Here is a 26,359-nt window from a genome sequence, read left to right as displayed (position 1 = left end):
TAGCTGCGGGCAATGCTGCAGTGTATGTTTCCGAGAGGTCCATAATCACAACCTGAACGCGTTCTCGCCCCTCAAGGGCCGTTAAATAGTGGCGCAAACTCAGTTCTGGTCGTCCTAGTTGAACACCAAACACGTTGTGATTTTAGAGGTCGGTAAGCGTGGTCGCATACCCCTTTTAAGGGTAAAGAAATGCTCCTCCATTCCCAAGACGGGAGGGCAAAATCGGCCATCCCCCTCGGGACGCCTCTGATTAATATGATGCTGATACCAACGCTTTATGGTCGCTGGACTGATTTGATAGGTTCGAGACAACTTACGCTGCGTTTCACCGCCATCGTGGGCTTCGAACACTTCCAGCCGATAGGCTTCTGAAGCGCGAGAACGCTGGCGAATACCGGTAAAGACGTGACGAAAATAACGCTTACACTCCTGGCAATGGTACTTGGGTACTCGAAGGTGCAAGGTCATCACTTGATTCCCCTGACGGGTGTGTTTCACCGCCCTGAGATGCGTAGCCTTAATCCTCGGTCCATCGCCCTAGCAATGCTCGCAGGGCGGCCTGCGCGCAGGCTTTGCCCAGACCTTGATTTCTTTCCTAGGTATTATCCGTTCAATCTCAAGGCCAAGTATGCCTATAATTCTTTCTGCATGGGGCATCGGTATTCTCCATGAAATGGAGCGTCGCAAAATCATTTTAATGAATACCTGTGTCCGCTGTTAATGATGAAGAGCCGTCAATGATACTAACTCCGGCGCGTAATGAGCCATAAACATGAATGTCTTGAATAGATGGTTCATCAACAATAGCTGTCGTGAAAAAAGGAAAGTGCGGACATTTTTATAGAATCTATGAACGCTTAATGACGTGACATTTCCATTTTAAATAGCTGCATTTTCGTTGATAGATCTAACAGATCTTACAAACTCACTCTTTTGTATGGACGGTATCGCGGAGTCCAGAAATTACGTTCAATACAATCAAGTAATTGTTCGTCGCTTAATGGTTGAGCTAAACCTTGGTCAATAGCGACCTTGGCGACCACAAAGGCGATCTCCCGACTTAGCTCAGTTATTTCGGTCAGAGGTGGCAGCAACTTTCCTTCGCCGTCATTGACAAGTGGTGAGACCGTGGCCAATGCGTTACTAGCCGCCATTAGCATTTCATCACTAACCAAACGCGCTTTACAGGCGAGTACGCCCAAGCCGACGCCGGGAAAAATATAACTGTTATTACATTGTGGAATATCAAATACCCGGCCACCGTATTCAACGGGATTAAATGGACTGCCAGTGGCAATAATCACCTTGCCTTCACACCACTCAATAATGTCTTCTGGTCTAGCTTCCACCTGTCTGGATGGGTTGCTTAGGGGGAATATAATGGGTAGCTGTGTGTTTCGCGACAGGGTTTTAATCACCTGCTCGGTGAACACGCCAGCGACGCCTGATACACCAATCAGGATTCCCGCTTGGCTCTGTTCAACGACCTCTAATAGTGAAGGAAAGTCCGACCTTATATCCCACGTCGCCAAATTATCACTGTGTTGAATGAGTTTTAATTGGAAGTCACGTAAGCCCGTCGAGTTTTCGGTTATTAATCCAAAACGGTCAACCATATAAATTTGCTGTCTGGCTTGTTGATCGCTTAGACCTTCTTTGATCATTTGCCTAATCAACTGCTCTGCAATGCCACAACCTGCAGATCCCGCTCCGACAAAGACAATTTTCTGCGATGACAGGCTGACACCTTTGTGGCGACAAGCTGCCAATAATGAACCTAAAGTCACTGCGGCTGTGCCTTGAATATCATCATTAAAGCAACACATGCTATGACGATAACGTTGAAGTATTTGCATAGCGTTATGTTGAGCGAAATCTTCAAATTGAATTAATACCCCCGGCCAGCGGCGCTGGGCACTCTGCATAAAACTATCAACAAACTCATTGTATTTTGATTGGTGGATACGGGGGTGTCTGGCACCCATGTACTTTTTATCTTCCAATAATTTTTTATTATTAGTGCCTACGTCAAGCATTACTGGCAGGGTGTAGGCTGGGCTAATTCCGCCACAAGCTGTGTACAACGATAGCTTTCCAATTGGTATCCCCATGCCGCCAATACCTTGATCTCCAAGACCTAAAACCCTTTCGCCATCGGTTACCACAATCACCTTAACTTTTCGCTTAGTAGCGTTACGCAGTATGTCGTCTATTTGATTAATATTATCGTAGGTAATAATTAAGCCTCGTGAACTGCGATAAATATCGGAAAACTGTTCGCAGGCATCGCCTACAGTTGGTGTGTAAATAATCGGCATCATTTCAACAATATATTGCTTAACCAAGCGATAGAATAAAGTTTCATTGTTATCTTGAATTGCGCGCAAATAAATATGTTTGTTCATCGGTTCTTCGAAGCTTGAATACTGCAAGTACGCTCTATCGACTTGTTCATCTATGGTTTCATAGCGTGGTGGCAGCAAGCCTGCCAGATTAAAGTCTCGACGCTCTTGCTCGCTAAAGGCGCTACTTTTATTCAGTAGTGGGGTTTCTAATAAGGCTGGTCCAGCATAAGGGATATATAAGGGCTGAAGAAAATCATGGTCTGTCATGTTAGAGAGAATCCTATATTGCCATAAGCACTGCGGTGCTTATGGCGTGGTTTTTGGTAAGCAATGAGCGTTATTGTGATGGACTTTAGCCTGAATTTCCCAGAGTCAAATACTTGGGAGGATCAGGCTTATACCAATGTCATTAAGAGCTAAAAACCAGTGGTGCGAGAAATATCGATATCAAGGAAACCAGTACAACCCCTAAAATGTTGAGTAGAAAACCTGCTTTAGACATTTCATGAATACTGATAAAACCTGATGAGAACACTATCGCATTTGGGGGAGTGGCGACAGGTAGCATGAACGCGCAACTGGCAGCCAAAGCGATAGGCACAGTTAAGGTGATTGGGGCGCCGCCGATTTGCAGTGCAATCGCAGCCACGACGGGTAGAAATGTCGCAGCAGTAGCTAAATTACTGGTCATTTCAGTGAGAAAAATAACCATAGCTGTAGCACAAATGACCAAAACAACTAAGCCCATTGAATTGAGGTGCACCAGACTTTGACCAAGCCATGTCGCCAAGCCAGAATCCGATACGGCCAAGGCTAAACTTAAGCCGCCACCGAACAGTATGAGTACCCCCCAAGGAATATTGCGCATATCTTCCCAGCGCATTAATGGGGAGGCTTGTTTATTACCTGCTGGCACAACAAACACTGCCGCAGCGGCCAGCATGGCTAAGCCTGCGTCTGAAATGCCGCTAAGATTTAACCAGCTTGTCACAAAGGGGCGGGTCATCCACGCCAAGGCAAGTAGTAAGAATATAATTCCCACACGTTTTTCCGCAGAGGTGATTTTGCCAAGCTCTTTGCGTTGTTGTTTTAAACGGTGTTTGGCTTCTTCAGGAGTACGAAAACTAACTGGATAGACCACGCTAGTGAGTAACCAAAACGCAATGGGCAGCATAGTCACAGCTAAAGGTAGACCAATCATCATCCATTGAGCGAAACCTATTTGTAAACCGTAGGTATCATTCATAAAGCCGGCTAAAAAGGCATTGGGAGGAGTGCCAACCAAAGTAGCCATACCACCGATGGTGGCGGCATAAGCTACGCCTAATAAGATCGCTAGCTTAAAGTTATTGCGCTCTTTAGCACTCATTTCGCTATGCTCATTATCTAAGGTATGGATAATAGATAAGGCGATAGGCAATAACATCATGGTAGTGGAGGTATTTGTCATCCACATGCTCAGCAGCGCGCTGACCGACATAAAACCCCAGATGATCGATTTGGCCCCGTTGTCGGCGTAACTTAAAATAACAAAAGCAATACGTTTATGTAGGCCACTTTTTTGTAAGGCGGCTGCCATAATAAAACCACCTAAGAATAAATAAATGGTAGGGTTGGCATAAGGTGCCGTCGCCTCTTTAATATCCAGTATCCCCAATGGCGCAAACATCGCGATTGGCAGTAAGGCGGTAACTGGAACCGGCACCGCTTCTGTTGACCACCAAATAGCCATCCATATGCCCATAGCGGCCGTCGCCCAGGCTGCAAAACTTAAGTGTTCTGGCGTGGGTGACATCATCATGAGGATTGCAATCAGCGGGCCTCCTAGGAGGCTGATGCGCTTCACGGCGGATTGATCGGAGAACTTTTTTTCCTGTGGCTGAATAACTGGCATGGGTGAGCTATTTTTATTTTGAACCGCTGAGTCCATTGTATAACCTACTTTGATTTTATAGTTTGTTCGATTGCAACCTAGCCCCGAGGGAGTGGCTGTTGATTTATGCAAAAAGTAATCTGTAAGCTCAATAGCAACATGTTTGCCAGAACTGCTATTTTCTTATAATCACAGTAGTAACAATAGCTTAGGTAAAGTCGCACATTTAAGTCACCTTAAAATGTGTGGAAAACTACCCATTGTCGACTCAACGTGGCGGGAATTGACCCATTTTAAAGGCGGCATAGCGTTTAAGGTTTGTACTGCTTACTCTCAAGTCCAGTTTTTTTCATTTTGTCATAGCGTGTTTTGCGCGCTGGTGAAGGCCACCCCCTTTCAAAACCAAAGAGCTCACTTCCAATAATTGTTTCAGGAATGGTGCCGCAGGTAATCGCCTCAAAGGTCCCACTACTGCGTATGCTGTTGTCATGCAGGTGACGGGCACGCAAATCTTTACCCGTGCCTGTTTTAAACAACACATCTGTGGGCGTAACTTTAATACGTGCTAGAGCCTTCTATGCGGTCGGGTACTTACGTTACGTGAATCTGTCTGCAAAATTCAAAACAAGCATCGCTTGCGATGCAGGCATCAGTGACTGACAAAACGGCCCGATCTCCAGTAAAGATGGAGTGCAAGAACCTCGAGCTAATATGTGTTCCGCTAGCTGTTACCCATTGCGATTTGGTTTGAATGCTTCCTTGTCGCTAGGTGGCGAAAGAGCGCTTTAGCGGACAGTTTTCACTGATAGCATAGATTGAAGTTACAGTGTGCTAACGATTACGCTCATGTAATAATAGTCTGCACTGCTCGACCTTTCTGCAAGACAGTGCTACTTTTTGAGCCAATTTTGAAAGCGTCTAACTCAGCGTTTTAATTAACAATTTTTTGATGAAAAGTGCTGACAGATGGTTTTTTTTGTGTACAACATTTTCGAACTTGATATTGCATAGGAAAAGTTTATGAGCAGGCGGATGGTTATTATGCTGCTGCTGAGCGCAGTATTATTTGGCGGCGTATTTGGCATGAAGTGGTTCGGTACTAAGAAAATGAACGAGTTTCTTGATGCTATGCCAGCCCCTGCGGTAACTATATCTAGTGCTAAAGCGGAAGCGATGACGTGGGAGAGCCGCTTGGCATCGGTTGGTAGTTTAGTGGCGGTCAATGGCGCGGATCTTACCGCGGAAGTTGATGGGGTGGTCACTAATATTTATTTTGACTCAGGTGATACGGTCAAACGAGGCGAACTTTTGCTGAGTATGGCGTCGGCTAGCGAGCAGGGCGAGCTAAAGCGCCTGCAGGCGCAGGCTGAGTTAACAGAATTGAACCGCAAGCGCAGTGAGCAGTTATACGAGCGCAAGACTATCTCGAAATCAGAATATGACACGGCGGTTGCTGAAACCAATGTGGCACTGGCTGCCGTACAGGCACAAAAAGGCCGCTTAGAGCAAAAGTCGGTTAAAGCGCCATTCGATGGTCAGTTGGGTATCCGTCGGGTCAACGTTGGTCAGTACCTAGGAGTTGGCGTTGCCATTGCAACTTTACAAAAGCTGGACCCAATCGATGTCGATTTCTCAATACCTGAGCGCTATCTGTCTATTTTGGCGCCCGGACTTAAGATATCTGTGACAGTTGATGCCTATGGCGATAAAACATATGAAGGCGAAGTTCTTGCGATCGAACCAAAAGTAAATCCGCAAACTCGCAATGTAGATGTGCGCGCCCGGCTGCCGAATCCTGAGGGCAAGCTTAAGCCTGGTTTATTTGCGACGGTGGTGGTTAGTTTGCCAAATAGTAGTGACGTGACTGTGATTCCGCGATCAGCGGTGAATTACACCTCCTATGGCGACTCTGTTTTTGTGATTCAGAAAAATCCCGATGCTCTGCCGCCCCCTGCGGAGCCGAATCCAATGATGGGGCCTTACACCGATCTTGAGGTGATTCAGCGCTTTGTTACCTTAGGCGATGCTCGAGGTGACTATATCGCGGTGAGCAAGGGGCTTGAATTAGGTGATGAGTTGGCCAGTAGTGGTCTACTTAAGCTACGAAATAAACAGCCGGTTATTATTGATAACAGCAATGCGTTGTCGCCAGAACTAAATCCGCAGCCCCCTCAGGGCTGAGCTTCGTTTTAGATTGGTGGTATTAAACACAGGACAATCCCAGACATTGCCTACGCCAGTAAGCTGAGGGTATAAATGAATTTCACTGATATTTTTGTAAAACGTCCAGTGCTCGCGGTGGTAGTGAGTCTGGTTATTTTGTTCCTCGGCTTGCGCGCGGGCATGGACTTGACCGTGCGCGAATACCCAGAGTTACAGAATGCCCAACTTACCGTAACGGTTGCCTATCCCGGTGCTGATCCGGAATTGGTTGAAGGTTTTGTTACCACGCCATTAGAGCGGGAAATTGCATCTGCTGACGGCATCGATTTTTTAACCTCGCAATCTGGTCAAGGCGTTTCAACAATCACCGCTAACTTGCGTTTAGATAAAAATGCCAATGAAGCGTTAACCGAAATTTCCGCAAAAGTAGGTAAGCTTCGCAATCAATTACCCGAGGGGTCGGAAGATCCCGTTATTCAATTGGCGGACGGCAGTGATACTGCTGCGATGTACATCTCGTTTTTCTCGGACATTCTTAACGAGAGTCAGATTACCGATTATTTGGTTCGGGTCGTTGAGCCTGAAATCTCGGCGATTGCGGGTATTGAACAGGTTCAGATTCTTGGCGCGCAGAATTACGCCATGCGGGTATGGCTGAAGCCGGAAAAATTAGTTGCCTATAATTTAACCGCCAGTGAAGTTTTTGCCGAGATCCGTAAACAAAACGTGTTGTCCGCCGTGGGTAGTACAAATGGCAATTACGTGAAGGTGGGGTTGTCGGCAGCGACAGACCTGCGGAATGTCGACGAATTTAGGCAAATGGTAGTGAGTTCAAACGGCGATACCTTGGTGCGTTTGCAGGATGTCGCAGAGGTAGCCTTAGGCTCGGAAAGTTATGATAGCAGTGCTAGGTGGGATGGTCGTCCAAGCTTGTTTGTTGCCTTAACAGTTCGCCCGAACGCCAATCTACTTGACGTTATGACTGAAGTGCGCGCCGTACTTCCCTCTGTATTTAAAGCACTTCCAGAAGGATTAGAAGGGGAGATAGGCTTTGATAGCACGGTCTATGTAAGTAATGCGATTAGTGATGTTAGGACAACCTTAGTTGAAGCCGTTGTCATTGTGATTGTCGTAATTTTCTTGTTCCTAGGATCGATTCGCAGCTCATTGATACCCGCGGTTACCGTTCCCTTATCTTTAGTTGGCGCCCTGTTCTTGATGTACAGTATGGGCTTTTCGATAAATCTACTGACACTGTTGGCTATGGTCTTAGCCATCGGCATGGTCGTTGATGATGCCATCATTGTTTTGGAAAACATTCATCGACATATTGAAGAGGGGTTGGAGCCGGAAAAGGCAGCCTTGATAGGTGCTAGAGAGTTGGTCGGGCCGGTTATTTCGATGACCATTACACTCGTAGCAGTTTATGCCCCTATTGGTTTCTTAACTGGTATAACCGGTACTTTGTTTACTGAGTTTGCTTTTACTTTAGCGGGGGCAGTTTTAATTTCTGGTGTTATTGCACTCACGCTAACGCCAATGATGTGCGCCAAGATATTACGGTCATCTACTGGCAGCACGTCAGGGAGTCGCCTAGTCCATTTTCTCGATAAAAAGTTTGAACATTGGCGGCAAGTGTATCGTCGGAGTTTGCACGGCGCGTTAGATCAACGACACGTTATTGGTATTTTTGGTCTAATTGTTTTGATTTCTTGTTATTTCCTTTTTGCGTCTACTCAATCTGAATTAGCACCCGCAGAGGATTTTGGCTTCGCCGGATCTCTGCATGAGACTGATGGCTATTCATCACAGCAATACTTGGAGCATTTTTTTGAACAGGCTCAGGAGATCGCCCTTAGCAATGAGTATGTAGATCACATATTTGCCTTTACTATCAATATGGGGGGCGGCACGAATACGGCTTTCATGGGGATGATTGCCGATGAATGGGATAAGCGTGATAAAACCATGGGGCAGATTACCGATGAAGTGAACGCGGAATTTCAAAAAATTTCCGGCGTCCGCGCTGCAATATTTCAGCCGCCGCCGCTGCCAACGCCTGGCCAAGGCTACCCGGTAGAATTTGTACTTAAGTCTACCGCGGATGCGCAAACAATGGCTGATGTTGGAAATAAAATTGTCGAGCGCGCTATGTCGAGTAATCGCTTCTTTTTCGTCGCGCCGGGTTTGAATATAGACAGGCCTGAGTCGGCTATTGAGATCAATCGCGATAAAGCTGCTTTGCTCGGTATTGATATGAATGCCCTGAGTGCCGATTTGGCGTCGATGATGGCGGGGGCAGAAGTGAACCGCTTTGCACTGAAGGGGCGTTCTTACAAGGTTATTACCCAAGTTACCCGCGACGCCAGATTAAATCCAAAGCAATTGGGCGAGTTTTATGTGCGCACTGGCAGTGGGGACTTAGTTCCACTGTCCACCATCGTGACGTTTAGTGACCACGTAAAGCCTCGCTTCCTATCCCATGCGCAGCAGTTGCGTTCGAATACTATTGTTGCGGTGCCTCGCCCAGATGTTTCCCAAGGGCAGGCGTTGGCACTGTTGGAGGATATCGCACGGGAAGAGATGCCAGCGGGATTTAAGATCGACTACGCCGGTAGTTCAAGGCAGTTTAAACAAGAGGGCTCGGCGTTACTGGCTACCTTTGGCTTTGCATTGATCATAATTTATTTAGTACTTGCCGCTCAGTTTGAGTCTTATCGTGACCCCTTGATCATTTTGGTGACGGTGCCGATGTCGATTTGCGGTGCGTTGCTAACGCTGAATATTTTTGCGATGACCAACGGAATGCAGCTTACGCATTTTTCTGGTATGACTTTGAATATTTATACTCAGGTTGGTTTGGTAACCTTGATCGGCGTTATATCTAAACACGGCATATTAATCGTCGATTTTGCCAATCGATTACAAGAGCAGGGCTTGTCAAAGCGTGATGCTATTGAAGAGGCTGCCTCGATTCGTTTAAGGCCAATTCTAATGACAACGGCGGCGCTGGTAGTGGCTATGATCCCGTTGCTATTGGCGAGCGGTCCTGGCGCGGCGTCGCGGTTCTCATTGGGTATGGTCATTGCCTCTGGCATGAGTATCGGTACCTTGTTTACGCTATTTGTGGTGCCAGCAATGTATATCTATCTAGGACGAGACCACCATGGCGAGTCGTCATCGTTAGCCATCTCAAAAAGCTAGCCTGACTTACTGGTGAATAACAGAAAGGCCGCGTATGATGACGCGGTTTTTTTGTACCTTTTTAGGGGACTTCCATGATTAAGCACAATAGTTATTTTGATAATAATGTTCAGTCGCTGGGCTTTGCAACGGACACTAAGCCCGCTTCAGTGGGTGTGATGGCCGCTGGCGAATACCGTTTTGGTACAGACGCTGCAGAGCGTATGGAAGTGATCAGCGGAGCGTTGACCGTTCTCCTGCCAGAACAAACAGAATGGCAAACGTATGCGGCGGGTGAGGGTTTTGATGTGCCAGCGAATAGTCATTTTGACCTGAAGGTTGCTGTGAGCACCGCCTACCTTTGCATTTATGGGTAAATGTAAAGATATTGCTCAAGCGTGTTACAACTGATCGGTTAAAAGCGGCTTAAGCCGCTTTTTTATTGATTGGATTTAAGTTGTGCCAATATTTTTATCGAATAAATTTTTAAAATGTGCCTGCACACGCTCGAGATCCAAGAGTGACATGCCGCTGGAAAATCCGAACCATACGTAGAGTCCATTTAGGTCACGGAACATGGATGGTAAGTAGCGGGGGGCTTTTATCAAGCCGGCTTGCTGATATTGATATAAGACGGGAATATCATCTAGCGCAACCTTACCTACAAATAACATGGGTAAAATTTCTGGCTTGTCTGACAAAATAGCGCTGCGAATAAAGTTGACGGTTTCGACAAAGCCTTTGACGTACGACAGGTCTTTGGTAAAACAGCTACCGCCTTCCACCATACCGCCGCGAAATACTCGTTGGGCAATTTTGTAGCTGTCATGTTGACTTAATCCTTGGCCTATAAAATATCGATAAACTTCAAGAAAGTCTGCGCCGTTTTCAGCCATGTCGATGGCAACCACGCGGTCGCTAATTTTTCTGGCTCGGTCCGGAAACGAGCTAAATGTCAGCGTTTCTATCAATACTGCAAGCCCTTCTTGGAGGGCGGTAATTCTGGGCGAGCCAACACTCAGCCATGTCGCCCAGGGCTGATTACGTCCATTTAAAGTGGTGCCAACGTGCACCCAACCTTCGTGTACTTCTAAGACTTGCAAATCGAGACTGGAAAAAGAGGAGTGGGTGTTAACTTTTATGCAGTCTCCCCCTGCCGATGCGTCGGACACGATACCGTCTGTTTCTCTTACCGTGAAGGCGCTATCTGCAAAGTAGGGAGTAAGACTTTGCTTGAGTTTTTCAACTGCGCTTTCTGCGCTGATATTTTTTGGATACGCCGCCGCCAAATGTTTTGCCGCTGGTAGGGAAAAAATATGACAGAGGCGTTGGCCCATTTCGATTAGGGTGAGATTGTCACCGCGTAAATGATCGCGTGCTGAACCATAAAGCTCTCTGCTGGCGCTTACAAATTCCGGATTTCCCCGGTTCTCTACTAAACGTATAACGGTAAGGTACTGATCTATCGTTTCCGCTAGGATATTGCCGAGTGGATCGTTTTTCCCCAGCCGCTGTTCCACTTGTTTTGAAAGCGCAGTGAGTTCTGCCGCTTTGCTTGCTGGGTCGAAATTTAATGGATTGCGAAGGTAGTATTCTCTGTCGATCGGCGGCAGTTTTTCAGCTTTATCATTGAAAAATTGCTGTTCAATGGATTGCGGCCATTTGATCGAGTCGAGTATGAGGATGGGCTTCTGAATCGCAATGAGCGATTCAGACAGTTGTTTAAGAGACTCTTTATACTGGCTGTCCAAATGATTGCTCATGCGCAGTGATTTACTCCGACACTTGGGGGTGGATTGCTAGTAGGCAACGCAGACGATTGCGGCCAAAACTGGCCATCGTAGTAAACGCATTGATACTGATGGGTACGTGCATAAAATCAGTTTCGCTCTGCCAGCGGCTGTCGTTGGTGTCAGGGTCGCTGATATACACAAAGTGTTCGTCCGTCTTGCTTACATAGACCCAGTGAGGTGCGCGGTTGCGGTTAAGCGCCCAGGTACTAATCAGCGCAATGACATGGCTGTGTCGGTCTAGAATCTCACGAAATTGTCCTGGCCCCAAGGGATTGATTTCGACGCTCTCCGGGTATTGCTCAAGTTGCTCGCTAAAATCCTGATGAACCAACTCAATAACCTGACGTTTCTCGTCGCTGCGTACGCTATCAATAAACGGCGTGCCGCTGCGATTGATGTAAAGATGTGCACCGAAGCCACGTTTTAAGGCCGCAAGAGCGAGGCCATGTGGAGAGCTGCCGCCGTGTCCGGTGGTCATGAAAATAGTGGTCGCTTCTCGCCATATTTGCAACTCCTCGCGACGGCTAATCGGGTAGCTAGAGTCGATATTGGCCATCGCCATCATCAGTGCAGCAGGGCCACAACTAAACTCTGTGGTCTGGCGATAATAGATAGGGGCTTCGGTAAGCGCTGAGCCGGTTTCAGGTTGCAGACGTTTTTCAAATCTAAGCGCGGTGCAGCCGTCTTCGTAATAATCATCAATTCGATCAAAGGCCGAGTAGCCGAGTTTTTCATAGAGCGCGATGGCAGCGGGATTATCAATTCGCACTTCTAGTCGCATAAACAGGCAATCCCGATCCCGTGCTTGGGTCTCCGCGTGGGCGAGCAACTGCTGTGCCAGCCCTTGTCCGCGATAGCTGGGGTCTAGGGCGATAGAATAAAGTCGCGCAAGGCTGGTGCCGGTGCGAAACAGGACTATGCTATAGCCACAGGGCGATTCATTGCTCAAGATGACGGAGGTGGAATGAGCTCCCGGTTTGATGAGGCTCTTGAAACTCCGGCGGGAGAGCTTGTCGCCACTAAAGCAGCGTTGCTCAATATTCTCAAGGGCGTCGAGGTCATCTTTCAGGGCTGAGCGAATTGTACTCATTGAGAGCTACCGGAAGTGTGCGCGAGTTGCGTAATTGTATGCCAACGGGGTGCATATAGCGTGAGTTCAAAATCGTCGCCACTGTGTTGAAATACTGCTGAATACATGGCGTGAATAACCTCGCTAAAGAGTGGATGATACTGCGCAATATTTACTAGTTACAATCATCATTGGCATATTGTTAATGGTAAAAATTGGTCGCAGAATGCTGGTCATTGTTTAGCCTACTAGGGATTGGCTGATGTCACGTTTTTTTGTTGTTGTTGATGATCTAAAAGATTGGTCGCCGTATTACCCCAGTCAAGATGTTATCACCTTTGATGATTATCTTGAGCGCGTCACCCAAAGTACAGGTGAACGAGTACGGGTCATCAACCTATGTCGTAGTTACCGTTATCTAGGCACCGGATATTATTGCTCATTGCTTGCTGAAGCGCGCAGTCACAATGTATTGCCTTCAGTAAATACCTTGAGTGAATTGGCGCGTAAATCCCTATCAGACATTTTATTGGAAGGCGTTGAGCCCTTGCTGGCGAAACTGCCTTCGGCAAAAGCCGGTGAAACCCTGAGTGTTAAAACGTGGTTTGGCGAATGCTTGGCGCAGGAGTACAACGCTATCGCCAAGGCGGTTTTTGAGCGTTTTCCCAGCCCGCTTATTGAGATCACCTTAGAGTATAAACACCGCTGGCAAATTAAGAAGCTGCAAATGATTGCGCTTAAATCCTTAAAACCCGGCGCGGAGCAGGAGGCGTTTGCGTCCACTTTTGAGCGCTTCAGCAGCAAAATGTGGCGTAAACCAAAGGCGAGAAAAAGCTTTCGCTATGATTTAGCAATATTGGTTGATCCTGAAGAAAAGTTGCCACCCAGCGACAAGGCGGCATTACGCAAATTTACCAAAGCTGCGGCGAACTTGGGTATTTCTGCTGAGCTAATTACTAAAAAAGATTATCTGCGCTTGCCCGAGTATGACGGTCTGTTTATTCGCGAGACTACCTCGGTAGACCACCACACCTATCGTTTTGCAAAAAAGGCGGCGGCGGAAGGTCTGGTTGTTATGGACGACCCTACGTCTATTTTGCGCTGCACAAACAAAATTTATTTGGCAGATCTGCTCAGCAGTCACAAGGTGCCCACGCCGCGGACGGAATTTTTGCGACGCGATAATCCTGATGAGCTAAAGCGTATTGCTGACACCTTGGGTTACCCGATTGTGCTTAAAGTACCCGACGGCGCATTTTCCCGTGGGGTAGTGAAGGTAGAGGATTGGGATAGCTTGGTAGCTGAAAGTCGTCGTTTACTGGATAAATCTGCGCTGTTATTGGCGCAGGAGTTTATGTATACAGATTACGATTGGCGCATTGGCGTGTTAGACGGAAAGCCACTATTTGCCTGTCGCTATTATATGGTGCGCAATCACTGGCAGATCTATAAGCACAGCAGCAGTAAGAGTCAGTCAGGTGGATTCGACACTATGCCGACCTATGAAGCGCCGAAAAAGGTGCTCGATGTTGCAGTGAAAGCCTGTAAATTGATTGGTGATGGCTTTTACGGTGTAGACGTAAAGCAGTCTGATAATCGTGTAGTGGTAATTGAGGTAAATGATAATCCCAGTATCGATTCGGGCGTAGAAGATTTGTTCCTTGGCGATGGGCTTTATGACTCAGTGATGGACGTGTTTCTGCGGCGTATGGAAAAGCGCCGCCGCTGATTGTCCCTCGGTAATTTCTATCAATCACCGTTACCGCCGGGCGATAGCCCGCATTGCGCAAGCAGTTCACCGGCAATTTCAACATGTTGACGGTGAGCTTGTTTAGCCTCGTCGAGTATGCTTTTTCGCTGCGCTAACCAGCTTCGGTAGGCGGGTGGTATTACAAGGTCGTGTTGGGCCATTGCTGAAAGCAATTCGCTTTCAATGGCATCGATTTGGCTGAACAGAGCAAATTCATGCTGGTTGATAAGGCTGGCTTGTTTCTGAATACGGGCGATGAAACGACTGCTTAGTACATTGCGAAATTGCTCCGCTGCGGCTATCGGTGAATGGTTTAGGCAGAGAGGGCGCTCAGATACTCGCTGAGCAATAATGCTCGTCGCCTCCTGCAATCCCTGTATATTCACCTGTTGTGCTTTCAATAACGTCCCACCGTGCCCTAAACGTATTTCGCCTAAGGTTTCCAAAATGGCATTGCTGTCATGATGCCAGTCACCGTTTAGCCATTGATGTTGCCAGTCGCTCCAGCTAGAAAGAGCTGCGATGCTGGTGTCTTGCTCTGTTGTTGGATATCCCTTCAAGTCGGGTGGCGCATGCCAAAGTTCACGGAATTCTGCACCCGCGAGGCTGGCGCTAAAAATACGTGCGGGTAGTTCCCGTATTTTTAGCTTTACAGCTTCCTCTAGCTGCAACGCTAACGTGTCATTGTTGTCCTCTTCTAATACACGAATACAGTCTTCCGCCTCGCTTAAAAACCGCAAATCAAAGATGAGTTTTGCACTTGCATCACCGTGTTTCCCTAAAATGCTATTACGCTCGGCAATGGTTTCTCGTAAGGCACAGCGGCGCATGCGCAAAAAATCTAATAGGTCGATATTGCTTGTTGCGAACGTGCTTTCTAAATCACGAGGACGTGGGAAATGAAGTGAGGTTTCCGGGGGCGGAGACGCCGCGTCTCTGTCGAGAACACGGCTCAGTCTTGCTAAGTAATTTTGCCAGTTTTCTTCAAGGCGGCTCTGGTCCGAGCAGCCTGCACATAGCAGGCTAATAAATAGTACAAGCGCACAAGATTTGATTCGCAATTGTTGCCGGCTAAACATGTAACGTTCTTTTATTTAGCGTTGAGTCGCTTTGTTATTGCCATGCGTAGAGATTCAGCATCTGGCTTGGTCATCGAGCTGAAACTGTCAGACTCGCCGGTTACTGGGTCGAAAACATATTTATAAAAATTCCATTTGGGGGCGGTTCCGCTAGCGTCGGCGACGAGTTTCAATAGTGGGGCTGGTTTCTCGCAACGGATGCAGGATTTGTGGAATACGGGAAAGCTAACGCCGTAGTTGGCGTGGCAGACTTTCGCGGTTTTATCGGCGTCGTTGTATTCCTGTCCGCCAAAATCTGCCGTTGGCACACCGAGCACCACTAAGCCTTGATCTTTAAATTCTTGGTATAGCGATTCCAAGCCCTCAAATTGTGGCGTGAATCCGCACATGCTGGCGGTGTTCACTACTAGAACGACCTTCGCGCTTTTCACCGTGTCGCATAGATTTAAATCGCCAGCTTCTAGCGTAGGGCGGATTTGTTTTAGGGACTCTGGGCACTCCCATGCAAAGGCGTTGTAACTAAAAAGCAGACCAGCGAAGCAAAATATCAGCTTAAAGGTACGAAGTTGTGTGGGCATATGTCACCTAAGCTTAATTGGTAATATCGATGTGTGGGGCTATACTCAGATTTTCCTGACAGCACCACTATATACTAATTTCATAACAGATCGGATCACTCGCTACGGACTTCGCGAGTCACACATGGATGGGTTTCGCTTTTGGATAAATTTGATCGCTTCCAGCTTTTGCATCGGCAGTTTCGTCAACACCGCAAACCTGTACCACTTTCGCGCTTAGCAGTATTACTTGAATGCTCTGAAAAGACCGTAAAACGAGCAATAGACAATATGCGCGATTACTTAGACGCGCCCATAGCATATTTTCCCGATGCCAAAGGCTGGGCCTATACCACCGAGGATCAGGGGCGTTACGAACTACCGGGGCTGTGGTTGACCAGCACCGAACTGCAATCGCTGGCGCTATTGCTGCAGCTGCTAGATAGTTTTGGCAACGGTTTACTCAATCGTGAACTCGTGGTTATTGAAGAATATATAGGCAAGCTATTGGCCTCGCGGGGTATTGAGCGCAGCGCCTTCGACCAGCATATAAAAGTACTGCCACTGAGCAATCGTTATATTGCTAATCATATGTTTGCCAATGTATGCGAAGCGGTACTCAAAAAGCAGAAGCTCGCGATTAGCTACCGAAATTACCAGCGACATATCTCTAAGCGAACTATCAGCCCACAAACCTTGGTGTACTATCGAGAGAACTGGTATCTCGACGCTTGGTGCCACCTTCGCAATGGCTTGCGCACCTTTTCCTTAGCGAGAGTAGAAAAATTAACCATACTTGATGAGCGCGCATCAGCGCTGCCGTGCGAGCAGTTAAATGCACATTTTACAGAAGGCTACGGCATCTTTTCTGGTGAAGCAAAGTATACGGCGGTGCTGCGGTTTAGCTCAGAAATCGCTCATGAAATTGCTATGCAGCAATGGCATCCAAATCAGCAAGGCAGTTGGGACAATGGCCACTTCTTGCTCACGCTACCCTATAGCGATGAGCGAGAGCTCATTCAGGACATATTGCGGTATAGCCCCTATGTTAGGGTAGAGCAGCCCAGTGCATTGCAACTGAGCGTGCGCGACCGACTCCAACGTGCAATTCAATTATATAAGTGATACCTGCACAATTATGCGAGAAATTAGCGATGAGTTACTCATACAGTTGGCGGGAGGTGCCAGCTTCAAACGCGGCTTTGCTTATTATCAACAAGGTCGTGTCGGCGAATTACGTTTAAAGGGTAAAGCCATTGTTGCTCAAGTTGAGGGTAATGAGATTTACCAGGTGACGCTTAAACACACCGGCAAGTTATTTGAAGGCAGTTGCGATTGTCCAGCCTCAGAAGGCTTTGATTTTTGTAAACACTGCGTTGCCACAGCCTTGGTATATCGCGACCAGCTTGAGCAGGATAAGACCTTGCAAAGCAGCACCGCCAAAGATCGCGTGCCAAACTATTTAATGGCCTTAGACAAACAGCAATTAGTCGCGATGCTGCTTGAGCAACTGCAAAACGACCGCAATGCCCTTGCACAACTCACTATCAAGGCCGATATGGCCGCCGGCAAACTCAATGACAAGGCCATTAAAAAGCAAATCACCGCTGCAACACCCTTAAACAAACACCTGCATAGTTACCCCCAAGTGCGCGGTTACTTCGCCCGCCTCGACGCCGTGCTAAGCAGTTTAGAGGCAGTCATGTCAGATTTACCCGCGAATAAGGCCCTAGCGCTAACCGATTACGTCATTGCAAGGGTAGATCGGGCGCTAGACACCATCGACGATTCAGGCGGCTTTCGCTTTGATGCTCTAGAGCGCCTAGCAAGTTGGCATGATCGCGCCCTTAGCGCTGCGGCATTCTCTGCAACAGACCTGGCGGCATACCTATTTTCGTTGTTTATGCAGCCAGAATCTGAGTTTTATCCTTCTATTCCAGAAGAGTACGAAGACATGCTCGGAGAGGAGGGCATGCAAGCCTTTATCGCAAAGGTTCAACTCGCTTGGGATGCTTTGCCACCGTTACAAGAAAAAGGCTGGGCAGCGCAAGGTGACTACCTACACCTGCTATACCCACTCAAAAACGTGGCTATACGTCGCAACGATAGCGAAGCGATTATTGCTCTGCATGCCAAAATCGCCTGTGACTTTAGCGATTTTCTTGAGCTTTCGAACCTTTGTCTTGAACACAATATGTTTGACCAAGCCCTGTGGTGGCGCAAGCGTGCAGAAACAGCAAAAAATAAACCTTTTTCGGCCGTGACAGCGCTGGAAAATAATCAAATAGCGCTTTGGTTGTACACCGAAAACTACGCGTCGGTGGTGAAACTGCTTTGGCAGCGTTTTGCTGAGTGGCCAAGTGTTGAACATTATAAAAAAATAGTCGCCATTAAGGGCCAAAAAGATGACAAGCAAAGTCGCAGCAACGCGATTGAACTTGCCAAACAAGCCGTAAGCCATCAAAACAAATTCTACGGGCAGCAAAAAGCCGACATCACCGTAGCCGAACTCCATCTTTATTTTAAAGAATTTGCGCAGGCGCTCGATCTAGCCGAAGCCGGCAAACTACCCCCACACTTATTGGTGAAAATCGCCACGGCCAACGCCGAGCAAATTGAGCGGCTACTCCCTTTGCTCTACCGCGCCACCCGTGCGTTTATTGAGGCAAGCAATAATGATGGCTACCGAAACGCTATTGACTGTCTCAAACGCGCCGAACAGCTTGCAGGTAAGCAGTACGCGCCGCAAGTGAAGCAGGTGTGCGAAGGTTTACTCGTTGAATTTAAACGCAAACGGAATTTCTGCCAGTGGTTAAGAGAGGCATTTTAGGAAAAGAAGTGAGTAGCTAAAAGTACTGGCTATATCGCCAGGACACGTTTTGACCAAAGGGCTTGGTACAGTGGTTCTCACGCACAAGAGTGCAACGATTTTGAAAATTACGGCGATATTCAATTGACATGTTTTGCGGGTGACGCAAGGAAACGAGATGGAACAGCTCACTGACTTAAAAGCTATTCTGCATTCAAAACGCGCGAATATCTATTACCTCGAAAAATGCCGGGTAATGCAGAAAGACGGTCGTGTGCTGTATTTGACCGAGGCGAAAAACGAGAATCAGTACTGGAATATTCCCATCGCCAATACCACCTGCCTCTTGCTCGGTACCGGTACCTCGCTCACCCAAGCAGCAATGCGTATGTTGGCCTCGGCCGGCGTAATGGTGGGCTTTTGTGGTGGGGGTGGCACACCACTGCTAATGGCGACAGAAATTGAATGGTTAAGCCCGCAAAGTGAATATCGTCCCACCGAGTATGTGCAGGGTTGGATGCAATTCTGGTTTGATGATGCCAAGCGACTCATCGTTGCCCGGCAGTTCCAGCAAGCCAGAATTGAATTTTTACAGAGTGTTTGGAATAAAGATCGCGATTTAAAGAGCGAGGGCTTCAATGCCAACGACGTCGATATTGCACAGGCACTTGAAAATTTCCTGAATAAAACCGAAAAAGCGGGAAAAGTCAGCGAGTTATTACAAATTGAGGCCCAGCTCACTAAGCAATTGTACAAAATAGCGGCAAATCGCAGCCAATACGGCGATTTTGTACGTGAGCGCGAAGCGGTCGATACCGCCAATGCCTTTCTTAACCACGGCAATTACCTCGCCTACGGCCTAGCCGCTACCACCCTTTGGGTACTGGGCATTCCCCACGGCTTTGCCGTTATGCACGGTAAAACCCGCCGCGGGGCCTTGGTGTTCGATATTGCCGATCTAATTAAAGACGCCATCATCCTGCCGTGGGCCTTTATCTGCGCCAAAGAAAAGGCTACCGAACAGGAATTCCGTCAGCAGTGTCTGCAAGCCTTTACCCAGCACAAGGCCTTGGATTTTATGTTTGAGCAAGTCAAAAGTGTTGCCTTGAAAGGCGATTGGGAAGGCAGCGCGAATGAATGAGCAGCAAATAGAGATTTTTGAAACCGCCGATGGCCAGGCTCAAATCGAAGTCCGTTTTGATCGTGAAACTATTTGGTTGTCTCAGTCGCAAATGGCAGAGCTATTTGATAAAGACGTGCGAACCATCAATGAGCACGCCAAAAACATATACAAAGAACAAGAGCTAATAGCGTCTGAGGCAACTATCCGGAAATTCCGGACAGTTCGTCAGGAGGGTAATCGTCAGGTAAGCCGGGAGATAGATCACTACAATTTGGATATGATCATCTCTATTGGATATCGGGTTAACTCAAAAAAAGGGACTCAATTTCGCATCTGGGCCACCCAGCGCCTGCGGGATTATCTGGTGCAGGGCTACAGTATTGACCGCCGCCGTTTCGAGCAGAACGCAGCTGAGCTGGAGCAGGCTATTAAGCTGATTCAAGCCGCTGCCCGTTCACCGGAACTGACCACCGCATCGGGTCGTGGCTTGGTCGACATTATCAGCCGTTACACCCAATCTTTCCTTTGGTTACAACGCTATAAGCGAAGCGGTGCGTTTTTATTCGTGGATTTTCTCCACCGCAACGACCGTTTGTTGAATCATTATGGCCAACCCTGCATAAACGATACTGGCTTGGCGGCACTCACCCTGTTAGTTGCTGAATCCAGACCTCAACAAAAAGAAACCATCATTCGATTGATCATAAACATGCTGGCTGGGGGAGGTGAGCGGTCATGATGGTCACCTTTGTAAGCCAATGCGATAAAAAGGCCATAACCCGCAGCAGACGGGTGCTCGATGCCTTTGCTGACCGTATTGGGGATAACACATGGCAAACCGTGATTACCCAAGAGGGTTTATTGGCAGTTAAAAAGCTGTTGCGCAAGACCGCCACTAAAAATACGGCAGTAAGTTGTCACTGGATTAGGAGCAGGGCGAGGAGTGAGTTGGTTTGGGTGGTGGGGAATAGACAGAAGTTTAATAGCGCGGGAGCGGTGCCTGTGAATACAACTGGACAAGAGGTTTTTATGGATGTCATAACAAACAAGCCTAAAGCTGGAGTAATGTATGCCAATACTAAGTTGCAACCACTATCTGAGCATCTATTCGCAGTAGGTTATTTCGCGGAGCAATTACATAGAAAGCTGTTTCCTGAAGCGCCGCAGTTTACGATAGCTAATTTTATTGCTGGTTGTTTACACGATCTTGGTAAAATTGACCCGATATTTCAATCTTGGGTGATAAATCCGAAAAAGCAAGGTTTTATCGCCGATGATGGTCAGCATATTGATGATGCCAAATTCAGTTTTGAAAAACATCCAAGACATAATGAAATTTCACTGTTGCTTTATCATTTTTTAGATGGGCCAGAATTAAAGGCAATAAATCCAGCTAATAAACGCTCAATTAAACATGCCATATATTGGCATCACGCCAAGCCATATCGTAAAGATAAAAATAGTTTTACGACTTACAAAGATATTTGCAAAAAACTCATCTCAAATCAAAAAAATATTGCACTGAGTGATATTGTGGAGCGATCTCAGTCTTTGCTTAAACAAGTTGCAGGAATTGATAAAAAGTACCGTGAGCTGGATATAACATCACTGGAGAAGGCTTTTGTCGTTCAGGTTTTAGATGATATGGAAGGCGGTTTACCTGACGCGCCAGCTTTACCCAGTTACAAAGAATATGAATTAGAGGAGTCGGTAGCCGCTAATAGCGGTAATGTTAAAACCAATGCGTTCAATAATATTGTGCGTGCTTGTGTGATAACTGCAGACAGGTTGATTTCAGCACTATCAGCAAGTGAATTGCACGAGGCAATATTGAATCGTTCTCTTGATGAAATGGTTGATGAGCTACTTGATGTTGATTCGGCGATAAGCTCTGAAATAGAGACTTGTCTGGCCTCTTTTTTTCCTAATAGTGACCGCAGTTTAAAACAACACGAGATAGCTAAGCAGCTCACGACGACAGAGGATGTAGCCGTTTTAGCCGGTGCTGCTGGATGTGGTAAAACTAAAATTGCCTTGGAATGGGCAAAACTAAAGGGTGCAAAGAAAATTATCTGGGTGTGCCCAAGAGTGCAAGTTTGCCAAGGTTTGTTTTATGAGCTGACTTCAGAACAATATTTGCCAAATAGCACAATTGAGATCAATACCGGCGAATTTAAGTTTCATAATCAATGGGACAACCCGATACCAGAGGGTGAAAACTTTTCTGGTGACATTATTATCACCACCATAGATCAAATACTTGGCTCAGTGATCAGTCATACTAAAGCTAATACCTTGATCGATTTCTTAAACGCCCATATCGTATTTGATGAATTCCATGAATATGTCAATATGCCTGCGTTTAACTTACTGTTTGCAGAACTCATTGCGGCGAAAAAAATGCAAGAGCAACATGCAAATACCTTGTTGGTGTCAGCCACGCCACATTATGTCTTTGTTGAGCAGTTACTTGGAATTCATAAGGATGATATCAAAGTAATGCCGTCATTTAACCGAAGCCAGTACCAGCTTGAATTTAAGGTATTTGATGACAGCTTGCTAGATACCTCCAATCCATTATTTACGCCGCAAACTGGGTATACTTTCGTTATTAGTAATATGGCGCTTACAGCACAAAATAGCTTCATAGCTAATCAGTACAATGAGAACGCTGTATTACTGCATTCCAAATTTATTAAAAGCGATAAACAAAAGTGGTTTGAAGAAGTGTTTGAATCTTATAAGCGTGGTGGCTCACGCAAATTCGATGTATTGCGCAGTGGTCCCATAGTACAAGCTTCTTTGAATATCAGCTGTGATGCTATGGTGGCTGAGATTACCAGCGCCGAAGATTGTTTACAGCGCTTAGGCCGTTTAGATCGCTTTGGCGAAAACGACGAGGTAAATGTCTATACCCTTGCTGTACCTGAATCTATTGCAAACGCAAAAGGTAACAGCCCAGCGTCCCGTTTTTTATCAAAAATGTATGTTCTCAAGTCGGTTCGAGAGTGGTACCAGTTTTTATTAAACTCTCTTGATGGCGACACGTTCACTTTGCCAGAAATTTACCAGCTTTATCATGCATTTCATTGCTCAGACAGTACCAGGCGTTTTATTGAAAGTGATTTGGTTGCAGCACTAAAAGAAAGTGTTAATAAGATAAATGCCAAAGTGATTGACCCGATCGTGGTTCAGCCAAAGAAAAATAAAGATCAGAAGCGTAGCAAGATCAGCAAAGGATCTTTAAGAGGTGATAATCGTTTTGTTCAACTCGCTGTTGTTGATTTGAGTAATCCTGAAAAAATTAACTTTCTCAATGAGTACGCATATCCGATGCCATTGGATGATGATAGCGATATTGATAATTTGACCTATTCAAGTAATGCCATTCGTGGTTATGGACAAAGTGATAAAGACCTACTGGCACACATGTTTAAAAAACACCATAACATAATGGGAGGAGCTAAATCTTATAACGATAATACGTTGTTAAATGAAGCGCGCGATCCAGAATCGCCTATTTATTTGAGTTATACGGGCAGTGATTTACTACAAGTAGGTGGTGACAGTGCAAGGCATAGTCACGCAATTTATTATGCGGTTTGTGACAAACAACCCATAGGTGCAATATCAATTAAACAAATCAATCAAGCCACAGAAGACGAGGAATAAAAGATGGAAAAAGTAACTGGTATTAAAAGTGTTGATTTTAAGATTACGGCATTAGGACACGGAGTGGTGAACTGGAATGGGCCGACAACATTACAAAGTGATGGGAAGATTGTAGACAATCATAGCTTGCCTAAATTACGTGGTTATACAAACATGACAGGTGAATTAAGTGAAAAAGGTTATAAATTAAAAAAAGACCCTACAGATATAGATTTTAAGAAAAACCCTATGTATATAAGTCAAAACTGTATACGGCATCATTTGTTTAGAGATCAAGCATATGACCTGCATAGCGCTAAGGAGAAAAACCTAGAAAAAGTATTGGCTTCAATTACAGGCCTAGTTCGAGGGTATGTAGTTCCATCTAGTCAATGTAAGAGGACAAGCCCGCTTCTTATCGAAGACTTCGTTGATCAACTCGGCAACGGTAATTTCGAACAAATGGGACGTTCAGGCACTAAAGCTAAAGAGTTAGATGACGACGGAAAAGAAAAGAAAAGCAATTCACACTTTTCCAAGACGACGTTTGGTGACACCTTTTATATTTCATATGGATCTATAAGTATCGAGCAATTACAGTTCATTTCACTCGATAAGAAGTTTGATCGTGCCAGCATGGTGGTAATGGAAGGACAAGGCGAAGAAGTTGCCGCTTTAGTCCAAGAATTTGTTCAGTCACTAAATGCCAATTTAAAGCCTGTTGCGACTTACCATAAAAATTATGTACGAAGAGGAACTATTTTCGAAGAAGGTGAATGTGGAATTTTACTCAATGATGATGCTATTCAATCTTTAGTTGAAGAAATTTTGACGCGCTTATCAGACTTAAGCATTCGTCAAGCAAAAGGCTACATGTATATAGATGAAATCACTGTCGATTATAACGATAGCAATAAAATGATGCGTATAAAACGTAACGAATCCGAGATTGTTAGCGAGCCGCAAAATGAGTTTGCAAAGTATTTTTACGCAAAGTAGGAGCGGTATATGAAAATCGTAATTGAATATGACTCTTCTTGGCGTAACTCGTTCTTAGATGGTAATAATAATGAACCTTTGCCAAGAAGCGGAAGAACTTTTATAGCGGCAAGCTCTAGTTTAAATGATCGTAAAAAGCCGGATAGCTATAAAGCGGTAGGTGTCACTAAGCAAACAGTGTTTGGTGTGCTTTGTAGGCTAGTCGGAGATCAAAGAAAATTATATCAGTCGCAACAGAGTGACTCATATTTTCTAAAAGGTCTAGAGGAGTTGGTAACATTTGTAGATAAACCTATATTTTCTAATGAAATCACATATATAAGAAATATGGCAGGCAGTTATGACAGAGAGGCATATACGGGGCCAATCAACACGAACCACTGGTTGTTTAAATCCGACTTTTCTAATGGGCTGTGGAATTTAGCTTTTATTGATTTGAATGGGTTGATCGATTTTATAGTTAACAATGTAGAACATATAGGTGATGTAGATCTTGATCCTAGGAAGATTATTGAGCGATTCAATAGCCTTAAAGCTATTACTCTCAACAAAGTTGATCAGCTGGGTCTGACTGAGGATAACGTACTTGAGGCCATTGGGACTTTTAATGAAAGTAGGACTAATAACAAGTTAAAAGAGCTTTTTCCAAGTATGCAGAAGAGTTTTTCTGATATTGAATACATTAAGGAAGATAAAGTAGATATTAGAGCTATATATTGTTCGACATTGTATTTGAAGCTTGTAAGGCTGAATGAGCAGGGAGTAAACATAGAAGGCAACATTAAGGGATTTTCTGTGGCAGGTTTAACACCGAAAGATTTCATGGCCAGTTTTACTCAAGGTAAGAAGAAGGTTTACGGCAATCCATACCTTAAAAAAGAAAAAATAAAAGGCCAGGGTGAGGTAACTTCAATGATGACTAAAGCTTGTGGTCAATTAGAAATTTCGATAAACGTCGACCGAGATAAGGGGCAAGAAATTAGATCACTTATCGAAAATGCGGGAGTGTCCCCTTTTTACCTTGGTAAAAAAGGGCTTGCGTATGTTTCAAATATTCGCGTTTAGGAGGAGTTATGGATAGTTATATTGAAATTTCTATCAAACCAGACCCAGAGATGCCGCTCAATCGGCTTCTTAATGCCATCTACACCAAATTTCATAAAGCGCTGTGCGATTTAAACTCAACCAATATCGGCATTAGCTTTCCTAAATATGAGGTTACGTTGGGTAACGTTTTGCGCATTTACGGTGAAGAACCAGTGTTGAACAATTTGCAGGGTTTGGATTGGATCGGCGGTATGAAAGGTTATTGCAAAGTCAACGACATTACCCCCGTACCTGCGGGCTCGAAGTTTCGCATCGTGTCGCGCAAGCAAACCACGATGAGTTTGTCGAAACTAAACCGGCTGTTAAAACGCGGCACGATCACGGAAGAGGAAGTAAAAAACTACAAGACTAAGATGTTCACCAAAGGTTTGGATAATCCTTACCTAGAGCTGCAAAGTGGTTCAAACGGCCACAAGCATAGACGCTATATCGAGTTCGGGCCTCTGCTCGACAACCCGATTGCTGGTGAGTTTGACCAGTTTGGCCTCTCCAAAACCGCCACCGTTCCTTGGTTTTGAAGGCAATAGGCACAATTGTAGCAATCTGCTACTATTGTGCCTATCCAGTTTGAAAGGAGCTTGATCATGGCTAAGGCCGCATCCCCCATTCGCTTGCAGCAGGATTTAATGCAGGCAGCCGAATCCACCGCCAAACGCTTCCATCGCAGTACTGCCGAGCAAATTGAATATTGGGCGGAGTTGGGGCGATCGGTTTCCTCGTCGATTAACCCCGGTAATCCTCCCATTTTTAGCTGATGCTCAAAGTAGAAGTTAAGCAGCCATCAATGGTGGCTTCCCATTGTTGGCTTTATGGGGGCGTTCATGATTGTAAAACCAAAGCCACTCGGTTGCATACTCT

At 45.9% G+C, this 26,359-nt stretch carries 21 protein-coding genes; 13 read left to right on the top strand and 8 right to left on the bottom strand.

From position 1 onward, the window contains the following. Nucleotides 1-114 precede the first annotated feature (114 nt). The 4 genes from O9X78_RS02100 to O9X78_RS02085 all read right to left on the bottom strand — a co-directional run bounded on the left by O9X78_RS02100 (nt 115) and on the right by O9X78_RS02085 (nt 4,757). Complete coding sequence (locus tag O9X78_RS02100; protein ID WP_269617953.1) at nt 115-468, bottom strand: hypothetical protein; 354 nt, start codon at nt 466-468, stop codon at nt 115-117. A 449-nt stretch (nt 469-917) separates the two neighbouring features. Next, complete coding sequence (locus O9X78_RS02095) at nt 918-2,612, bottom strand: NAD-dependent malic enzyme (RefSeq protein ID WP_269617952.1); 1,695 nt, start codon at nt 2,610-2,612, stop codon at nt 918-920. A gap of 142 nt (nt 2,613-2,754) precedes the next feature. Further along, nucleotides 2,755-4,275, bottom strand: a complete 1,521-nt coding sequence (locus tag O9X78_RS02090) for an SLC13 family permease (protein WP_269617951.1) — start codon at nt 4,273-4,275, stop codon at nt 2,755-2,757. A 254-nt stretch (nt 4,276-4,529) separates the two neighbouring features. After that, a complete protein-coding gene (locus O9X78_RS02085; RefSeq protein ID WP_269617950.1) occupies nt 4,530-4,757 on the bottom strand; it encodes a sigma 54-interacting transcriptional regulator in 228 nt (75 codons plus the stop codon). 481 nt (nt 4,758-5,238) lie between these two features. On the opposite strand from O9X78_RS02085, the gene O9X78_RS02080 reads away from it, so the two are divergent. The 3 genes from O9X78_RS02080 (at nt 5,239) to ppnP (ending at nt 9,941) form a co-directional block, all read left to right on the top strand. After that, nucleotides 5,239-6,399: an efflux RND transporter periplasmic adaptor subunit gene (locus O9X78_RS02080; protein ID WP_269617949.1), complete on the top strand. Its 1,161-nt coding sequence runs from the start codon at nt 5,239-5,241 to the stop codon at nt 6,397-6,399. A gap of 75 nt (nt 6,400-6,474) precedes the next feature. Continuing rightward, nucleotides 6,475-9,585, top strand: a complete 3,111-nt coding sequence (locus O9X78_RS02075; RefSeq protein ID WP_269617948.1) for an efflux RND transporter permease subunit — start codon at nt 6,475-6,477, stop codon at nt 9,583-9,585. Nucleotides 9,586-9,659: 74 nt separating this feature from the next. After that, nucleotides 9,660-9,941 carry a pyrimidine/purine nucleoside phosphorylase gene (gene ppnP, locus O9X78_RS02070; RefSeq protein WP_269617947.1) on the top strand — a complete coding sequence of 94 codons (282 nt, stop codon included), beginning with the start codon at nt 9,660-9,662 and terminating at the stop codon, nt 9,939-9,941. Nucleotides 9,942-10,016: 75 nt separating this feature from the next. Here ppnP and O9X78_RS02065 read toward each other — a convergent pair whose 3' ends face one another. Together O9X78_RS02065 and O9X78_RS02060 are read right to left on the bottom strand one after the other, a co-directional pair. After that, complete coding sequence (locus O9X78_RS02065; RefSeq protein WP_269617946.1) at nt 10,017-11,327, bottom strand: flavohemoglobin expression-modulating QEGLA motif protein; 1,311 nt, start codon at nt 11,325-11,327, stop codon at nt 10,017-10,019. A 10-nt stretch (nt 11,328-11,337) separates the two neighbouring features. Next, entirely contained in the window at nt 11,338-12,447 is a 1,110-nt protein-coding gene (locus O9X78_RS02060; RefSeq protein WP_269617945.1) for a GNAT family N-acetyltransferase/peptidase C39 family protein, read from the bottom strand. Between the two features lie 241 nt (nt 12,448-12,688). On the opposite strand from O9X78_RS02060, the gene O9X78_RS02055 reads away from it, so the two are divergent. After that, nucleotides 12,689-14,155 (top strand): RimK family ATP-grasp domain-containing protein, encoded by a 1,467-nt coding sequence (locus O9X78_RS02055; protein WP_269617944.1) that lies wholly within the window; start codon nt 12,689-12,691, stop codon nt 14,153-14,155. Between the two features lie 20 nt (nt 14,156-14,175). On the opposite strand, the gene O9X78_RS02050 is transcribed toward O9X78_RS02055, so the two are convergent. Both O9X78_RS02050 and O9X78_RS02045 read right to left on the bottom strand, forming a co-directional pair. Continuing rightward, nucleotides 14,176-15,255 carry a DUF3080 family protein gene (locus O9X78_RS02050; protein WP_269617943.1) on the bottom strand — a complete coding sequence of 360 codons (1,080 nt, stop codon included), beginning with the start codon at nt 15,253-15,255 and terminating at the stop codon, nt 14,176-14,178. An 11-nt stretch (nt 15,256-15,266) separates the two neighbouring features. Next, nucleotides 15,267-15,833: a glutathione peroxidase gene (locus tag O9X78_RS02045; RefSeq protein WP_269617942.1), complete on the bottom strand. Its 567-nt coding sequence runs from the start codon at nt 15,831-15,833 to the stop codon at nt 15,267-15,269. Nucleotides 15,834-15,974: 141 nt separating this feature from the next. Here O9X78_RS02045 and O9X78_RS02040 point away from each other — a divergent pair, with 141 nt between their 5' ends. From O9X78_RS02040 to O9X78_RS02000, 9 genes are all read left to right on the top strand, one after another. Continuing rightward, complete coding sequence (locus tag O9X78_RS02040; RefSeq protein WP_269617941.1) at nt 15,975-16,937, top strand: helix-turn-helix transcriptional regulator; 963 nt, start codon at nt 15,975-15,977, stop codon at nt 16,935-16,937. Further along, a complete protein-coding gene (locus O9X78_RS02035) occupies nt 16,915-18,642 on the top strand; it encodes an SWIM zinc finger family protein (RefSeq protein WP_269617940.1) in 1,728 nt (575 codons plus the stop codon). The genes O9X78_RS02040 and O9X78_RS02035 overlap by 23 nt, the downstream gene beginning before the upstream one ends. A gap of 157 nt (nt 18,643-18,799) precedes the next feature. After that, nucleotides 18,800-19,762: a type I-F CRISPR-associated endonuclease Cas1f gene (gene cas1f, locus O9X78_RS02030; protein WP_269617939.1), complete on the top strand. Its 963-nt coding sequence runs from the start codon at nt 18,800-18,802 to the stop codon at nt 19,760-19,762. Next, entirely contained in the window at nt 19,755-20,483 is a 729-nt protein-coding gene (locus tag O9X78_RS02025; RefSeq protein ID WP_269617938.1) for a virulence RhuM family protein, read from the top strand. The genes cas1f and O9X78_RS02025 overlap by 8 nt, the downstream gene beginning before the upstream one ends. Beyond that, nucleotides 20,480-23,416, top strand: a complete 2,937-nt coding sequence (locus tag O9X78_RS02020; RefSeq protein ID WP_269617937.1) for a CRISPR-associated endonuclease Cas3'' — start codon at nt 20,480-20,482, stop codon at nt 23,414-23,416. Before O9X78_RS02025 ends, O9X78_RS02020 begins: the two co-directional genes overlap by 4 nt. Before the next feature lie 3 nt (nt 23,417-23,419). Then, nucleotides 23,420-24,394: a type I-Fv CRISPR-associated protein Cas7fv gene (gene cas7fv / locus O9X78_RS02015; RefSeq protein ID WP_269617936.1), complete on the top strand. Its 975-nt coding sequence runs from the start codon at nt 23,420-23,422 to the stop codon at nt 24,392-24,394. Nucleotides 24,395-24,403: 9 nt separating this feature from the next. Continuing rightward, nucleotides 24,404-25,459, top strand: a complete 1,056-nt coding sequence (gene cas5fv / locus O9X78_RS02010) for a type I-Fv CRISPR-associated protein Cas5fv (protein WP_269617935.1) — start codon at nt 24,404-24,406, stop codon at nt 25,457-25,459. Nucleotides 25,460-25,467: 8 nt separating this feature from the next. Further along, complete coding sequence (gene cas6f / locus O9X78_RS02005; RefSeq protein ID WP_269617934.1) at nt 25,468-26,019, top strand: type I-F CRISPR-associated endoribonuclease Cas6/Csy4; 552 nt, start codon at nt 25,468-25,470, stop codon at nt 26,017-26,019. A gap of 66 nt (nt 26,020-26,085) precedes the next feature. Further along, a complete protein-coding gene (locus tag O9X78_RS02000) occupies nt 26,086-26,256 on the top strand; it encodes a TA system antitoxin ParD family protein (RefSeq protein ID WP_269617933.1) in 171 nt (56 codons plus the stop codon). Nucleotides 26,257-26,359 lie beyond the last annotated feature (103 nt).

The sequence above is a fragment of the Zhongshania aquatica genome (assembly GCF_027257955.1).
In the GTDB taxonomy this organism is placed as follows: domain Bacteria; phylum Pseudomonadota; class Gammaproteobacteria; order Pseudomonadales; family Spongiibacteraceae; genus Spongiibacter; species Spongiibacter aquatica.
This window is presented reverse-complemented; position numbering and strand designations above follow the sequence as displayed.

Excerpts from the sequence above, each read along its gene's own strand:
- O9X78_RS02100 (WP_269617953.1), bottom strand. The coding sequence starts at position 468 with ATGACCTTGCACCTTCGAGTACCCAAGTACCATTGCCAGGAGTGTAAG.
- O9X78_RS02095 (WP_269617952.1), bottom strand. The coding sequence starts at position 2,612 with ATGACAGACCATGATTTTCTTCAGCCCTTATATATCCCTTATGCTGGA.
- O9X78_RS02090 (WP_269617951.1), bottom strand. The coding sequence starts at position 4,275 with ATGGACTCAGCGGTTCAAAATAAAAATAGCTCACCCATGCCAGTTATT.
- O9X78_RS02080 (WP_269617949.1), top strand. The coding sequence starts at position 5,239 with ATGAGCAGGCGGATGGTTATTATGCTGCTGCTGAGCGCAGTATTATTT.
- O9X78_RS02075 (WP_269617948.1), top strand. The coding sequence starts at position 6,475 with ATGAATTTCACTGATATTTTTGTAAAACGTCCAGTGCTCGCGGTGGTA.
- ppnP (WP_269617947.1), top strand. The coding sequence starts at position 9,660 with ATGATTAAGCACAATAGTTATTTTGATAATAATGTTCAGTCGCTGGGC.
- O9X78_RS02065 (WP_269617946.1), bottom strand. The coding sequence starts at position 11,327 with ATGAGCAATCATTTGGACAGCCAGTATAAAGAGTCTCTTAAACAACTG.
- O9X78_RS02060 (WP_269617945.1), bottom strand. The coding sequence starts at position 12,447 with ATGAGTACAATTCGCTCAGCCCTGAAAGATGACCTCGACGCCCTTGAG.
- O9X78_RS02055 (WP_269617944.1), top strand. The coding sequence starts at position 12,689 with ATGTCACGTTTTTTTGTTGTTGTTGATGATCTAAAAGATTGGTCGCCG.
- O9X78_RS02050 (WP_269617943.1), bottom strand. The coding sequence starts at position 15,255 with ATGTTTAGCCGGCAACAATTGCGAATCAAATCTTGTGCGCTTGTACTA.
- O9X78_RS02045 (WP_269617942.1), bottom strand. The coding sequence starts at position 15,833 with ATGCCCACACAACTTCGTACCTTTAAGCTGATATTTTGCTTCGCTGGT.
- cas1f (WP_269617939.1), top strand. The coding sequence starts at position 18,800 with ATGGAACAGCTCACTGACTTAAAAGCTATTCTGCATTCAAAACGCGCG.
- O9X78_RS02025 (WP_269617938.1), top strand. The coding sequence starts at position 19,755 with ATGAATGAGCAGCAAATAGAGATTTTTGAAACCGCCGATGGCCAGGCT.
- O9X78_RS02020 (WP_269617937.1), top strand. The coding sequence starts at position 20,480 with ATGATGGTCACCTTTGTAAGCCAATGCGATAAAAAGGCCATAACCCGC.
- cas7fv (WP_269617936.1), top strand. The coding sequence starts at position 23,420 with ATGGAAAAAGTAACTGGTATTAAAAGTGTTGATTTTAAGATTACGGCA.
- cas5fv (WP_269617935.1), top strand. The coding sequence starts at position 24,404 with ATGAAAATCGTAATTGAATATGACTCTTCTTGGCGTAACTCGTTCTTA.
- cas6f (WP_269617934.1), top strand. The coding sequence starts at position 25,468 with ATGGATAGTTATATTGAAATTTCTATCAAACCAGACCCAGAGATGCCG.
- O9X78_RS02000 (WP_269617933.1), top strand. The coding sequence starts at position 26,086 with ATGGCTAAGGCCGCATCCCCCATTCGCTTGCAGCAGGATTTAATGCAG.